This is a genomic window from Frateuria edaphi (assembly GCF_021117405.1).
Taxonomy (GTDB): Bacteria; Pseudomonadota; Gammaproteobacteria; order Xanthomonadales; family Rhodanobacteraceae; genus Frateuria_A; species Frateuria_A edaphi.
Genome location: NZ_CP088251.1, coordinates 685,900 through 698,689, shown reverse-complemented (window position 1 = coordinate 698,689; position 12,790 = coordinate 685,900). Strand labels below are relative to the sequence as shown.

Here is a 12,790-nt window from a genome sequence, read left to right as displayed (position 1 = left end):
TCCACGACACGGACGTGAGATGCGTCCGCGCCGGAAAGATCACGGACCAGGTTGCGAAGCACGTCCGTCCATCTGGCCAATCCGATTACCCGCCGGGCTGCGCCTTTCGCCGGTGACGGTGGGCCGCCTGTTTCGCGCGATTCCCGCAAAGGGCCATGCTGCACCAGCGACGAGCATGGCCTCGCGTGTGATCGGCGAAAAACAGTGTGCACGTGGGTCCCTCGCAAGCCTTCACGTAAGAGAAGTCTTCGTCGCAAACCACCCGGGCAATCGCTTCGGCGATCGGCAGCAGCAAAGCCTCGGGTGAGTTCCAACGACGCATCCGGGCCAGCGCGAACGCGGGCGATTGGCCCGCGGGCGCCGCAACGATCCGGCCAAAGCTTTCGTCGCGCTTGAGCAGTTCATTGAGCGGCGCAAGTTCAGCCAGATCGGCCTCGCGCAGCGGGCGGCCCATGTGATCGCGCACGAAGCCGCGAAACCACTCGCGCAGCGCCCTGGCCTGTCCGGCCAGCCGATCGATCTCCCCCGGAATGGCCCGCTCGCGCGTCGCGAGGAGCACCTCCTCGGGCACGAGTTGCGCCTGCCGAAGCCAGCCCAGCAGTCCCTCGCCGTCCCCGAGCCAGTCGACCGGGGCGTCCACGGGCGTCGCCACGGAGTTGAGGAAGTCCAGCGCGAGCGAGTCGGCCAGGAAAAAGGCGGGTACCGCTTGTGTCATGCGAATTCTCCTGTCGCCAAAGTAACCGTCAAAAACGCGCTTGACAAGTTACTCTGCCAAAACATAACCTCCCAACTTATGTCTTAGCGGTTACGGCCACATCAAGCCAGGCGCGTGGTCCAGAACGCCTCCAGACAGCGAAGGGCGCGAAAAAGACAGGAAACACAGCCGTCGCCCCATGCAATGGCGAACGGCTCGACCTCGGCCTGGGCCGCCGATTCGTTCCGGATAGCGACATTCGGGACGGTTACTGATGGGCCTGCCAGCCGAATCTGCGGGACCGGCGCTTCCAGCAGCGTCCCGCGCGAACCCAGCCATTCAGCGTAGGCCTTCGCTCTCTGCACCGCGCCTCCCACACCGAAGGAGAACTGCCATGCCCACTGTTCGATATCGCCATGCCAACGTCGACGGCCTGAACGTTTTCTACCGCGAGGCAGGCACGGTCGGGAAACCCAAGTTGCTGCTGCTCCATGGCTTCCCCAGCGCCGGCCACATGTTTCGCGACCTGATCCCGCTGCTCGGTGACGATTTCCACATCGTCGCGCCCGATCTGCCTGGTTTCGGCCAGTCCGACATGCCGCCGCGAGACCAGTTCGGGTACACGTTCGACCACATCGCCGATGTCATCGACCGCTTTACCGAGGTGGTGGGTTTCGATCGCTTCGCGGTCTATGTGTTCGACTACGGCGCACCGACCGGCTTCCGCCTCGCCGTGAAACACCCCGAGCGCATCACCGGCATCGTTTCGCAGAACGGCAATGCCTATGTCGAAGGACTGAGCGAGGGCTGGAACCCCATCCGCGCTTACTGGGAAGACCCCTCGCAGGCCAACCGCGAGGCACTGCGCAAACTGCTCGCCCCGGACACGACGCGCTGGCAATACACCCATGGTGTCGCCGATGAATCGCTGGTGTCGCCCGATGGCATCGCGCTGGACAATTACTACCTTGCCCGCCCCGGCATGGACGACGTGCAGCTGGACCTGTTCCTCGATTACAGAAGCAACGTCGCCCTGTATCCGGCCTTCCAGGCGTACTTCCGCGAGCATCAGCCGCGCCTCCTGGCGATATGGGGCAGGAACGATCCGTTCTTCCTTCCGCCGGGTGCCGAAGCGTTCAAGCGCGACATCCCCGAAGCACGCGTGAGTTTCCTCGACACCGGGCACTTCGCGCTGGAGACACACGCGGGCGAGATCGCGGAGGCCATCCTCGCCTTCTTCGCCCGTTGAGTGACCGGCCAGGTGCGGACCCGCAGCTGCTTCGATGCGAACGCATGAAGTCCGGCCGCGGGCGCCGACTCAGGCCGCGCGACTCTGCGCCGCCTGGCGCAGTACCGGCAGCATGTCCTCCGCCTCGGGTCGACGGGTGTAGTCCGGATTCACTTCGGCGTAGAGGATCGTGCCGTCCTGCCCGATCACGTAGCGGCCCGGCATCGGCAGCGTCCAGCTCGGGTCGTCGTTGAACGCGGGCAGGTCGTTCTTCAGGCCCTTGTAGACCTCGACCAGGTAGTCCGGCAGTTCGAAGCGCAGGCCGAAGGCTGCGCCGACCTCGCCCTTCGTGTCGGACAGGATCGGGAAGGACAGGTGGTTCTGGCGCACCGACTTGCGGCTGTTCGCCGGAACCTGCGGCGAGATCGCGACCAGCCGCGCGCCGAGCCTGTCGAACTCGGGCAGAACGGCCTCGAGCGCCTGCAACTCCATGTTGCAGTACGGACACCACACGCCGCGGTAGAAGCTGACGATCAACTGCCCTTGCCGAAGCAGTTCGGCCGACTGCACCAGCTGGCCCTGGGGGTCTTTCAGCGCGAACGACGGCGCGCGGTCGCCTGCCTTGAGCGCGCGCCCGGCCGCGCCGGAGGCGATCAGTTCAGCGGTGGCGCGATGCATCGCGTCGATGACCGAATGCGGCACGCTGTACGGTGGTTTGCCTGCTTCGAAATCGGCCTTGAAGGCATCCAGCTTGGCTTGCAGTGACATGGGGAAATCCTCTCGGAGAAACGCGGGGAATTACGGGAAGCGGAGGCCTGGTTTGGGCGCCAGCGACACCATGGCCGCCAGCGCACCGGGCGCTGGCTCAGGCGGCCTGTTCGGCGGTCGGCTTGGTCCACTCGCTGCCGTGCATGAAGGCGTCGAGCTGGGTATGGGCGATGTGGTTGGTGTAGTTGCTCATCACCTTGGTCGCCACGCCCAGGATCACTTCGAACACGTTGCGGCGGGTAAAACCGGCGGCCAGGAAGGCGTCGGTGTCCGCGTCCGACACCCAACCGCGCTGGCGCACGACCAGCCCGGTGTAGCGATGCAGCGCTTCCAGCCGCGCATCGGGCAGCGGCGTGCCGTTGCGCAACGCGGCGATCACCGCCGGGTCCATCTTCTGCATCTTCGCCAGCACCGAGTGGCCAGCCATGCAGTAGTGGCACTCGTTCTCGAAGTTCGAGGTGAGCATCACCACCTGCTGCTCGTGCGGCGTCAGCGATGTCTCGGCGAACAGGCCCCACAGCGTGGAATAGCCGGCCAGCAGCTCCGGCGATTCGGCCATGGTCGCCTGCAGGTTCGGCACGAAGCCGAAGGCGGCCCTGGCGCCGTCGAGGCCGGCCTTGGAGGCAGCGGGTGCGTTGTCGGGGGTGTAGATGGTGAACGTTGTCATGGCCGGACTCCTTGGGTGCCGTGTGGTCGATCGGGAGTCGAAGCGCTCGCCTCCCGTGGAACCCAAGCTACGGGCGCGCCAGAAGCCCGAGTAGACGGAGCCGACGACTAAGGGCTATTCCGATAGGGAATGCGACCGGCCCATGCCGGCTAAAGGGAGACACCCTCCTGCGCCAGCCCCCGCAGGACCCTGCAATCGAAGCGGGACCTGGGCGCAGAAAAAAAAAGCCCGGCCAGAGCCGGGCGTTTTTTTTGACAAGCCGCAACGCGCGAACTGATCAACTCACAGCGCCGCGTGATCCCGCACCGCTTCCTCCAGCATCGGCTTGAGCTCGGCAAACCGCGCATCGACCGCAGCAGGATCGGTGCGATTGAGCGCCACCATCTGCAGCCGCTTCTCGTTGGCGCGCACCACCTCGAACGCCTCGTCCTCGATGCCTTGCACGATCGCGGCCGCCACGTCCGCCGCCGACTCGCGCCCGAACCCCTGCTCCGCGCCAGCGCGGCTGGACGCCATCAACGGGGTATCGGTCGCGCCCGGGTAGGCCGTCAGCACATGCACGCCCTCGCCCTTCAGCTCGCGCCGCAACGCCTCGCCGAAATGCGCGATGCCGGCCTTGGCCGCCGCGTAGGTGGCATAGAACGGCAAACCGACCAGCGCGATCGCCGAGGACACGTCCACCACCATGCCGTGGCCACTGCGGCGCAGCAGTGGCAGCGCCGCGCGCGTGAGCAGGATCGGCGCGACCAGGTTCACCTCGATCATCGCGCGGATCTCGCGCTCGCTCGTCGCCTCCAGCCGGCCGGCACGCACGCCGCCGGCATTGTTGACGAGCACGTCCAGCCCGCCGAGCGTGCCCTCGACCGCGGCCATCGTGGCCGCCAGCCCGTCGGCGGTGGTGACGTCGGCCGCCACCGCATCCACGCGCCCGCCGTCCGCGCGCAACCGCTGCGCGGCCGTCTCTAGCGCCTCTTGTCGCCGGCCGCTGATGAGCACGTGCGCGCCCTTCGCCGCCAGGATCTGCGCGATCGCCAGGCCAATGCCGCTCGAACCGCCGGTGACCAGCACCTTGCTGCCTTCCAGTTTCATGTCGTCGTGTCTCGTGGGGGGGAGGGGGCGCCACCTCGCCGCGCGCCGCCACGGCCGCGCGCGCTGGTAGCGGCCATGCCTGTATCGCCCGTCCCGCGCATCCGCGGTAGCCTTGCGCCGCTCATAGGCTTCATTCCAAGGGGGAATAACGATGGACCGCCTGGCCGCGATGGAAGCCTTCGTCCGCGTCGTCGACGCCGGCTCCTTCTCCGGCGCCGCCCGGCTCCTGCGCGTGGGCCAGCCGGCTGTCTCCAAGACCATCGCCCAACTGGAAGAGCGCCTCGGCGTGCGGCTGCTGCTGCGCTCCACCCACGGCCTCACGCCCACCGAAGCCGGCCGCAGCTTCTACGAACGCGCCAGGCGCGCCATCGAGGAAGCCGACGAAGCCGAACACGCCGCCCGCGGTGCCGGCGCCACCCTCTCCGGCCGCCTGCGCATCTGCGCCGCGGTCACCTTCTCGCGCCTGCACGTACTGCCGCGCCTGCCGCTGTTCCTGGAACAGCACCCCCAGCTCGACGTCGACTTCGTGCTGGACGACCGCAACATCGACCTGATCGAGGAAGGCATCGACATCGCCCTGCGCATGGGCAACCTCGCCGACTCCAACCTGATCGCCCGCAAGATCGCCCAGAGCCCCCGCCACGTCTTCGCCACCCCCGCCTACCTCGAACGCATGGGCGTGCCGCACGTGCCCGCCGATCTCGCCGGGCACCAGGCCGTGATCTACGAGCAGCGCGGCGGCGGCACCGAGTGGTCGTTCCACCGAGAAGGCACCACGGCGTCGGTCGCGATGCAGGGACGCATTCGCGTCACGGCGGCCGAGGGCGTGCGCGAGGGCGTCTTTGCCGGAATGGGGCTGGCCGTCGCGTCAGAGTGGATGTTCGCTCCCGAGCTTGCGTCAGGTGCAGTGAAAACCGTTCTCGATGGCTGGAGCTTGCCACCTGTCGACTTGTGGGCCGTATTCCCAACGGGACGGCAGGCCAGTGCCAAGGCGAGAGCATTCGCCAGCTTCATCGAGTCGCAGATATCGGATCCCACCTGAGTTCCGGCGGCCGCTATCGGCCAAAAACGGACAGCCTTGTCGCGGCGGGTCCGGTTGTTATCCTGTAGTCGCTTGGAAAAAAACTGGCGTTTTTTACGGCTAATACGGGGAGTCATGATGCGTCTTACGTTGCTGGCGGGACTGCTGGCTTTCACTGGTATCGCCTCTGCAGACGATGGTCCGGCGACCATGCGAGGTCTCGGCATCGCTTCGTGCAGTCAATATCTGGCCGTTCGCAAAGAACAGGGCATCACTCCAAACAAGGCCACGTACAATCAATGGGCGCAGGGCTTCATGACCGGGCTGAACGTCGCGCTCTACATGAAGTTCCAAAAGTATGCGGACCTTCCTGACTCCGATTCGATGAACCATTGGTTGAGCGCTTATTGTTCCGCCCATCCCCTCAAGCCATTCCATGAAGCGGTATCCGACCTGATGGTCGAGAAAAGCTTGTCGTTGGAGAATCCAAAGGCCAAATAGGGCCGCGCCATAGCTCAGGCAACCACGAGGTAACACGTCAATCAAGCCGGACCCATTTCGCAGCTCGGATCGGTGTTGCATGTCCCCTTCTGGTCGGAGGTGGACATTTCAGCCTGAGGACAGTCAACGTGCGCGATCGCCCCGTATCGAGGTCAGGAGCTGTCCGCCTGCGACCCAAAGCGAACATCGGGCCTTCCGTCCGACTTACGCACCTTGGTGCTGGTTTCCACCTCCAGACTTCGCCAGGAAGCGATACCCGACGCCGGGCTCCGTCTTCAGCCATCGCGGCGACGCCGGGTCGTCGTGGAGCTTCTGGCGCAACCGTCCGACGACGATCCGCAAATAATGCGTGTCGTGGACGTGGCTTGCGCCCCAGACCTCACGCAGGAGCTGCTGCTGGCTGACCACGCGATCGGGGTGTTGCAGCAAGGCGGCCAGAACCGCATATTCCTTGCGGGTGAGTGACAAGGCCTCGCCATCCAGGCTGACCTCCCGGCGCACTTGGTCGATCACCAAGTGCCCGTCTTCGTAGCGCGGCGACGGTTCGCGGGAGGCGGCAAGCACGCGGTCGCGCAAGAGCGCGCGAAGGCGCGCCATCACCTCCTGTACGCCGAACGGCTTAGTCACATAATCGTTGGCACCGTTGTCAAGGGCGCGCACCTTTTCCGCTTCGGAGTCGCGCACCGACAACATCAGGACAGGCACCGCACTCCACTGCCGGAGTTCTGCCAGCACCTCGTGGCCTTCGCGGTCGGGCAGCCCGAGATCGAGAATGACAAGGTCCGGCGCCTGCGTGGCGGCCAGCGCGAGTCCCGCTTCCGCGGTGCTTGCCTGCAGCACGCGATAACCCTCGGCGCGCAATGCGATATCGAGGAAACGGCGGATCTGCGCCTCGTCGTCGACCACCAGCACGGAGGGGGCGTTCGGATTCACGTACTCGCCTCCGGTGGCGTGGGCATGGGCAACGTCACGCGCAGGATCGTACCGCCGCCCGTGCGCGCGAAGGCTTCCACACTTCCGCCGTGTGCACCGATCATCCCGCGGCAGATCGCCAGCCCGAGGCCGGTGCCCTTGGGTGCCCGGTCGCCGCGCGAGACGGAAAAAAACATATCGAAGATGCGCGCCCGCTCGGCTTCGGGAATGCCCGGCCCTTCATCGACGACCTCGATGCCTATCGACCCTTCCTGCTCGCGGAGCGACACGTCCACCGGACGTCCGGGGGGCGAAACCTGCACTGCATTTTCCAGGATATTGAAAAGCGCCTGTTCGATCAGCGCTGGGTGTACGTGCAGCAGCAGAGTCTCCGGTGACAGCCGGGTCTCGATTAGGGCGGTCGGATAGTACCGGCGCAGTCGTGCGACGGCCGCCAGCACGATTTCGCTCGCGTCCACCCAGTCACGATGCAGCGTCAGTGCGCCGTGCCCGAGCCGGGCCATGTCAAGAAGGTTCTGGACGTAGCGATCCAGCCTCTGGCCCTCGCCCAAAATGGCATCGAGCAATTCGCGTCGCTCCGCTACTGGAAGCTGGGACTCGTAGGCGGAAAGCGTGCTCGCCGCTCCGATCATCGAGGCCAACGGAGAGCGCAGGTCGTGGGACACGGACGACAGCAAGGCATTGCGCAGCCGTTCGGTTTCCCCTTGCACGCGCGCCTCTTCAAGAGCCTCGGCAAGATGCCCACGCTCCAATGCAAGGCCGATGTCCCTGACCATCTCTCTTGCCAGACTCACGCGTTCGGCCTCGATGGTGGTCGGCCCGTGCGGGCGGATGACCACTATTCCCGCCCGCCAGTCCGCACCCCCCAGACGCATCACCCAAGGGGTGGCTGTCGCCTGTTGCGGGTTCGATACAAGATCCTCTGCCGCGGCCAGCTCACCGGGCGCAAGCTCGAAGGCAGCCGGCGAGGCCACCCATACGTCCCAGTTGCCGCTGTCGCTCCGAACGATGGCCGCTGCTTGTGCGTTCAGTGCCAAGGCAAGGGCGCTGATGCCGGTATCGCAGATCGCCTGGCTCTGCGTTCCGCTTGCGGCCAGCGACTGCCCGAGTTCCAGCAACGTACGGGCGCGCGCCTGGGCCGCCCGCAGCGACGCCACCTGCCGCGCAAGCTGCGTGGCCATACGCCCGCTGATCAGCGCGACGACCAGGAACAGCAGCACCGCCAGCACGTCATCGGCGTCGGCGATTGCCAGCGTGTGCCGGGGTCGGGTGAAGAAAAAGTTGTAGCCGAGGAAACACGCGACCGCGGTATAGACCGCCACGCTCATGCGCGTGCGTACCGCAACCGCCAGCACGGCCGTGAGGAAGATCAGTGCCAGATTCGCGACCGACAGGTAGCGATCGGCCAGAAAGGCCAATGCGAAACCGAGCGCGGTAATCGCTGTGGCATAAGCGTAGCCGGCCCAGCCGTCGGTCCGGGCCAGGCAGGCGAAAGGGTGGCGCGACTCGATCATGCGCGGGGACCAGTGGCGCGAAGTGGGTACGTTAATCCATCCCTCGCGCATAGGTCTGGACAGATTGAAAATCCGGTGCCGGCCGACCGCATCGTGCATTCGCGGAGCCATGGGGTTCAGATCTCCACTTGCGCGCCCAACTCGATAAGGCGGTTGCCTGGTATGCCGAAAAAGGCGGTGGCGGGCATGGCGTTGCGCGCCAGAAACACGAACAGATTCTCCCGCCACAGCGCCATGCCGGAGCGCTCTGGCGTGGCAACCACCGTCTCCCGGGATAGGAAGAAGGTGGTGTCCATCAGGTCGAAATGCTCACCCAGCCGCTGGCAGCGGGCGAGCAGCCGCGGCACGTCCGGGTCTTCCGCAAAACCCACCCGCAGGATCAGGCAGCCAAAGCCGTCCTCGAGCCGGGTTAGCTCCAGCTGTTCCTCCGGCTCAGCACGAGGCGCGTCCAGCGTTTGCACCGTCAACAGGACGTTGCGTTCGTGGAGCACCTTGTTGTGTTTGAGGTTGTGCAGCAGCGCATGCGGTACCAGAGCGTTGTTGGCAGTCATGAACACGGCCGTGCCGGGCACGCGCGGCACCGGGTGCTCGGCCAGGTTGGCGATGAACGGCCCCAGTTCCAGCCCATCCAACTGGATGCCCCGCTGCAGGAGCGTGCGGCCGCGGCGCCAGGTGGTCAGCACCACGAAGACCGCCAGTCCCAGCGCCAGCGGGAACCAGCCACCGCTCTCGATCTTGATGATGTTCGCGCTGAAGAAGCCCAGATCCACGAGCAGCAGGCCCGCGCCGGTGCCGCATATCGCCCACCATGGCCAACGCCACTGGTAACGCGCCACGATGAGCGCGAGCAGCGTGGTGATGACCATGGTTCCCGTCACCGCGACGCCATAGGCAGAGCCGAGATTGTCGGACGAGCCGAAACCGATCACCGCTGCGGCGATCAATACCAGAAGCACCTTGTTGATGAAGGGCACATACACCTGGCCAGACATCTCCTCGGAGGTGTGCACCACCCGCATGCGAGGCATGTAGCCCAGTTGCATGGCCTCGCGGGTCATCGAGAATGCGCCGGAGATGACCGCTTGCGAAGCGATCACCGTTGCGGCCGTGGCGAGCCCGATCATGGGATAGAGCAAGGCCCGTGGCACCAGATGGTAGAACGGGTTGGCGATGGCCTCAGGATGCGCGAGCACGAGCGCGCCCTGGCCGAAGTAATTGAGCAGCAGCGCAGGCAGTACGAAAGCGAACCAGGCGAGACGGATCGGCCGTCGCCCGAAGTGGCCCATGTCGGCATACAGCGCCTCCGTGCCGGTGACCGCAAGCACCACGGCGCCGAGGGCGAAGAAGGCCTCGACCCGGTTGTTCAGGAAGAACGCGACGCCATACGTGGGGCTCACCGCCTTGAGGATGGCAGGCTGCTGTGCGATGCCCCACACGCCCAATGACGCAATGCTCAGGAACCAGGCCACGCAGACCGGACCGAACACGGCGCCGATGCGCGCGGTACCGTGTCGCTGCAGCGCGAACAGCGTACCGATGACCAGCATGGTCAACGGCACGATCCAGTGCGCAAGTCCCGGCGCGGCGACCTCCAGGCCCTCCACCGCAGAAAGCACGGAAATCGCAGGGGTGATCACGCCATCGCCGTAGAACAGCGCCGCGCCGAAGATACCCAGCACGGCCACGACCGACATGGCGAGCGGACGCTGGCGGACACTGCGCTGGGCCAAGGCCATCAACGCCATGATTCCGCCCTCGCCTTTGTTGTCGGCGCGCATGATGAAGAGCAGGTACTTCAGCGACACCACGATGACCAGGGACCAGAACACCAGGCTCAGGCCGCCAAGCACGTTCGGTGGCGTCGCCGCCACGCCACGCGGGCCGAAGACCTCCTTGATGGTGTACAGCGGACTGGTGCCGATGTCGCCGTACACGACGCCAACGGCCCCCAGTGCCAGCGCCGCGAGGCGCCGGCCGGTCGGATGTTCGGTGTTCAACATGTGCCCGTGGAAAGTTTGCGGGCCGCACAGCCGGGCTGCCGGTCCTTGGAAGGAGCCGCAGGGTAGAAGCGGGCGAGTAACAATCGGGTATCGCGCGTGGCTTCGCGGATAAAATCTTCGTAAAGAAATTTCGGGCTTTGGGATCAACGATCATACGAACGAAAGGCGCGAGCCCTCGCCAGCCAACGCCCGCTCTTGGCCGGGAGCGGACAGACTAGTTTCCACCGCCATTACCTGCTGCCTGCCTCCTCCACCGCGCCGGCGTCACTCCCATGTGCTGCTTGAACGCCCGCTGGAACGCCGCCTCCGACTGATACCCCACCGCTTCCGCCACCGCCCCGGTGGACTGGTTCGACTTGCGCAGTTCGCTGGCGGCGAGCGTCATGCGGATGTCGGTGAGCAAATCGCTGGCGGAGCGGCCGAGGCTGTCGTTGAACAGGCGGACCAGGGTGGCGCGTGAGACGTTGCACAGGCGCGCGAGCGCGGGCAGCGTCCAGGGGTGGGCGGGGCGTTCGAACATGGCGGTGATGGCCGGGGCGAGGCGCGGGTTGCCGGCCAGGGCGAGCAGGCCGGCGGGGGCGTCGCCCGATTCGCTGGACAGGCGCAACGCGAGCGCGAACAGCGCGGTGGAGAGCGCGTTGAGCATGGCGTGACCGCCGAGGTGTTCGGCGGCCGATTCGGTGCGCATCAGCGAGACCAGGCTGGCGACCTGTGCGGCCGTGGCGCCAGGCTCGTCCTGCCCTGCGCTCGCACGCGCCACCAGGCGCGGGGGCAGGTAGCCGCGCAGCAGCCGTTCGTGCGGCGCGGTGAGGACGAAATGGCCGCACAGCATGTCCAGCCGTTCGCCACTGCCGGCGTTCTCGCTGAAGGTGACGTTGAGGCCGGCGCGCTCACGCGCGGGCGCCGGCTTCGAACCGCTGCCGTCGTGCAGGGTGTGCGCGCCGCCCTGGGCGATGAGCAGGATGTCGCCGGGGGCGAGGTGTTGCGGCGGGCCGCCGGCAGGATCTTCGAGCACGGCCGAGCCGGCGAGTACGACGTGGTAGGGGATCTCGCCGGGTTCGGCCGACGCCTGGTCGATGCGCCACGGCGCGCCGTAGTAGCAGCGCAGATCGAGCCGGCCGCGCACCGGCGTCATCTCCAGCAGGCGGCTGAGCCAGTCCATCGGTGGGGGCATGTTGCGGGCTCCGCTGAGAGACGAATGAGCATGAATGCGAGTTATTGCGACATTAACAGGCTCACATCGGCTCCGTACAGTGGCTCCACGTCAGCCGACGAAGGAGCCCCCCATGTCCCGCATCGCCATCCACCCGCTCGAATCCGCCGCCGGTGCCGCCGCGGCGGTGTATGCCCGGATCACGCAGGCCGTGGGCCGCGTGCCCAACTGTTTTGCTGCCATCGGCCAGCTGCGACCCGCTGCACTCAAGGCGATGCTGCAGCTCGACGGCGTGCTGGCCGCCGGGTCGCTGAGCCGGCAGGACCAGGAGACGGTGAAGCTGGTGGTCAGCGAGACCGCCGGCTGCGACTACTGCATCACCGCGCACAGCCTGCTTGGCGCGCTCACCGGCCTGGAGCCGCCGATGCTGCGGCGGATCCGCAATGGCCTGCGCACCGGCGATGTACGGCGCGACGCGCTGGTGCGCTTCGTGCGCCAGCTCGTGCAGTCGCGCGGCACGCTGGACGAGGCCGAGGTGATCGCGATCCGCGCTGCCGGCTTCAGTGACGCGCAGCTCGTGGAGATCAGCCTGGCGGTGGCCGTGGCGACCTTCACCAACACCTTCAACCGCATCAACGACACCGAGATCGACCTTCCGTCCGTCGACTGATCGACGGACCGCCCTTCCCTGCCCGACCAACCCTCAAGGAAACGACGATGAACGCACTGGTGAACGCGCTGGCCCGCACCGGCCTCTTGAAGAACGACCTGGACTACCACGTGGTCCGCGCCTCGATGGTGGTGATGTTCTTTTTCTTCGGCTACCAGAAGTGGTGGGACTACGAGGCGCAGACGCTGATTCCCTTCATCAGCAACGGGCCCCTGATCGCCTGGATGTATCCGGTCTTCGGCATCCGCGGCGCGAGCTGGTTCCTGGGCGTGGCCGAGTGGCTGTTCGGCGCGCTGCTGCTCGGCGGTTTCTGGAGCAAGCGGTTGGGCGTGCTGGGCGCGGCCGGTTCGGTGGTCACCTTCGTCATGACCGTCACCATCATCCCGTTCATGCCCGGTGGCTGGGCCGAATCCGCCGGCGGCTTTCCCGCGATGGTGGGCAACGTGCCGTTCCTGATGAAGGACGTGGTGCTGCTAGCGGTGTCGGTGTACCTGCTGCGGCAGGACGTGGTGCGGCTGCGTGCGAGCCAGGCGTAGCCATAGCGACGGGGCC

The 12,790-nt window shown here is 66.3% G+C and carries 13 protein-coding genes; 5 read left to right on the top strand and 8 right to left on the bottom strand.

From position 1 onward, the window contains the following. Window positions 1-85 precede the first annotated feature (85 nt). Window positions 86-715 (bottom strand): CGNR zinc finger domain-containing protein, encoded by a 630-nt coding sequence (locus LQ772_RS03100; protein ID WP_231323909.1) that lies wholly within the window; start codon window positions 713-715, stop codon window positions 86-88. 373 nt (window positions 716-1,088) lie between these two features. Between LQ772_RS03100 and LQ772_RS03095 the strand changes: the two genes are divergently transcribed. After that, the gene (locus LQ772_RS03095) at window positions 1,089-1,943 is read left to right on the top strand and encodes an alpha/beta fold hydrolase (protein WP_231323907.1); all 855 of its coding nucleotides are present in this window, start codon (window positions 1,089-1,091) and stop codon (window positions 1,941-1,943) included. Between the two features lie 69 nt (window positions 1,944-2,012). Here LQ772_RS03095 and LQ772_RS03090 read toward each other — a convergent pair whose 3' ends face one another. The 3 genes from LQ772_RS03090 to LQ772_RS03080 all read right to left on the bottom strand — a co-directional run bounded on the left by LQ772_RS03090 (window position 2,013) and on the right by LQ772_RS03080 (window position 4,446). Further along, window positions 2,013-2,690 (bottom strand): peroxiredoxin-like family protein, encoded by a 678-nt coding sequence (locus tag LQ772_RS03090; RefSeq protein ID WP_231323905.1) that lies wholly within the window; start codon window positions 2,688-2,690, stop codon window positions 2,013-2,015. Window positions 2,691-2,787: 97 nt separating this feature from the next. Next, window positions 2,788-3,357: a carboxymuconolactone decarboxylase family protein gene (locus tag LQ772_RS03085; RefSeq protein ID WP_231323903.1), complete on the bottom strand. Its 570-nt coding sequence runs from the start codon at window positions 3,355-3,357 to the stop codon at window positions 2,788-2,790. A 282-nt stretch (window positions 3,358-3,639) separates the two neighbouring features. Beyond that, on the bottom strand, window positions 3,640-4,446 hold the full coding sequence (locus LQ772_RS03080; protein WP_231323901.1) for an SDR family NAD(P)-dependent oxidoreductase: 807 nt from the start codon (window positions 4,444-4,446) through the stop codon (window positions 3,640-3,642). A 151-nt stretch (window positions 4,447-4,597) separates the two neighbouring features. On the opposite strand from LQ772_RS03080, the gene LQ772_RS03070 reads away from it, so the two are divergent. After that, on the top strand, window positions 4,598-5,488 hold the full coding sequence (locus tag LQ772_RS03070; protein ID WP_275045771.1) for a LysR family transcriptional regulator: 891 nt from the start codon (window positions 4,598-4,600) through the stop codon (window positions 5,486-5,488). 117 nt (window positions 5,489-5,605) lie between these two features. Next, window positions 5,606-5,968, top strand: coding sequence for a hypothetical protein (locus tag LQ772_RS03065; RefSeq protein ID WP_231323899.1), 363 nt, complete (start codon window positions 5,606-5,608; stop codon window positions 5,966-5,968). A 204-nt stretch (window positions 5,969-6,172) separates the two neighbouring features. On the opposite strand, the gene LQ772_RS03060 is transcribed toward LQ772_RS03065, so the two are convergent. The 4 genes from LQ772_RS03060 to LQ772_RS03045 form a co-directional block, all read right to left on the bottom strand. Next, complete coding sequence (locus tag LQ772_RS03060; protein ID WP_231323897.1) at window positions 6,173-6,901, bottom strand: response regulator; 729 nt, start codon at window positions 6,899-6,901, stop codon at window positions 6,173-6,175. After that, window positions 6,898-8,415: a sensor histidine kinase gene (locus tag LQ772_RS03055; protein WP_231323895.1), complete on the bottom strand. Its 1,518-nt coding sequence runs from the start codon at window positions 8,413-8,415 to the stop codon at window positions 6,898-6,900. The genes LQ772_RS03060 and LQ772_RS03055 overlap by 4 nt, the downstream gene beginning before the upstream one ends. Window positions 8,416-8,531: 116 nt before the next feature. Then, window positions 8,532-10,415: a potassium transporter Kup gene (locus tag LQ772_RS03050; RefSeq protein WP_231323893.1), complete on the bottom strand. Its 1,884-nt coding sequence runs from the start codon at window positions 10,413-10,415 to the stop codon at window positions 8,532-8,534. Window positions 10,416-10,629: 214 nt separating this feature from the next. After that, window positions 10,630-11,589, bottom strand: a complete 960-nt coding sequence (locus LQ772_RS03045; RefSeq protein ID WP_231323891.1) for an AraC family transcriptional regulator — start codon at window positions 11,587-11,589, stop codon at window positions 10,630-10,632. Window positions 11,590-11,701: 112 nt separating this feature from the next. Here LQ772_RS03045 and LQ772_RS03040 point away from each other — a divergent pair, with 112 nt between their 5' ends. Then, window positions 11,702-12,238 carry a carboxymuconolactone decarboxylase family protein gene (locus LQ772_RS03040; protein WP_231323889.1) on the top strand — a complete coding sequence of 179 codons (537 nt, stop codon included), beginning with the start codon at window positions 11,702-11,704 and terminating at the stop codon, window positions 12,236-12,238. Between the two features lie 47 nt (window positions 12,239-12,285). Continuing rightward, a complete protein-coding gene (locus LQ772_RS03035) occupies window positions 12,286-12,774 on the top strand; it encodes a YkgB family protein (RefSeq protein ID WP_231323888.1) in 489 nt (162 codons plus the stop codon). Window positions 12,775-12,790: the final 16 nt, after the last annotated feature.

Coding starts and splice junctions, on each gene's coding strand:
- LQ772_RS03090 (WP_231323905.1), bottom strand. CDS start 2,690: ATGTCACTGCAAGCCAAGCTGGATGCCTTCAAGGCCGATTTCGAAGCA.
- LQ772_RS03100 (WP_231323909.1), bottom strand. CDS start 715: ATGACACAAGCGGTACCCGCCTTTTTCCTGGCCGACTCGCTCGCGCTG.
- LQ772_RS03080 (WP_231323901.1), bottom strand. CDS start 4,446: ATGAAACTGGAAGGCAGCAAGGTGCTGGTCACCGGCGGTTCGAGCGGC.
- LQ772_RS03065 (WP_231323899.1), top strand. CDS start 5,606: ATGCGTCTTACGTTGCTGGCGGGACTGCTGGCTTTCACTGGTATCGCC.
- LQ772_RS03045 (WP_231323891.1), bottom strand. CDS start 11,589: ATGCCCCCACCGATGGACTGGCTCAGCCGCCTGCTGGAGATGACGCCG.
- LQ772_RS03050 (WP_231323893.1), bottom strand. CDS start 10,415: ATGTTGAACACCGAACATCCGACCGGCCGGCGCCTCGCGGCGCTGGCA.
- LQ772_RS03055 (WP_231323895.1), bottom strand. CDS start 8,415: ATGATCGAGTCGCGCCACCCTTTCGCCTGCCTGGCCCGGACCGACGGC.
- LQ772_RS03085 (WP_231323903.1), bottom strand. CDS start 3,357: ATGACAACGTTCACCATCTACACCCCCGACAACGCACCCGCTGCCTCC.
- LQ772_RS03070 (WP_275045771.1), top strand. CDS start 4,598: ATGGACCGCCTGGCCGCGATGGAAGCCTTCGTCCGCGTCGTCGACGCC.
- LQ772_RS03095 (WP_231323907.1), top strand. CDS start 1,089: ATGCCCACTGTTCGATATCGCCATGCCAACGTCGACGGCCTGAACGTT.
- LQ772_RS03035 (WP_231323888.1), top strand. CDS start 12,286: ATGAACGCACTGGTGAACGCGCTGGCCCGCACCGGCCTCTTGAAGAAC.
- LQ772_RS03040 (WP_231323889.1), top strand. CDS start 11,702: ATGTCCCGCATCGCCATCCACCCGCTCGAATCCGCCGCCGGTGCCGCC.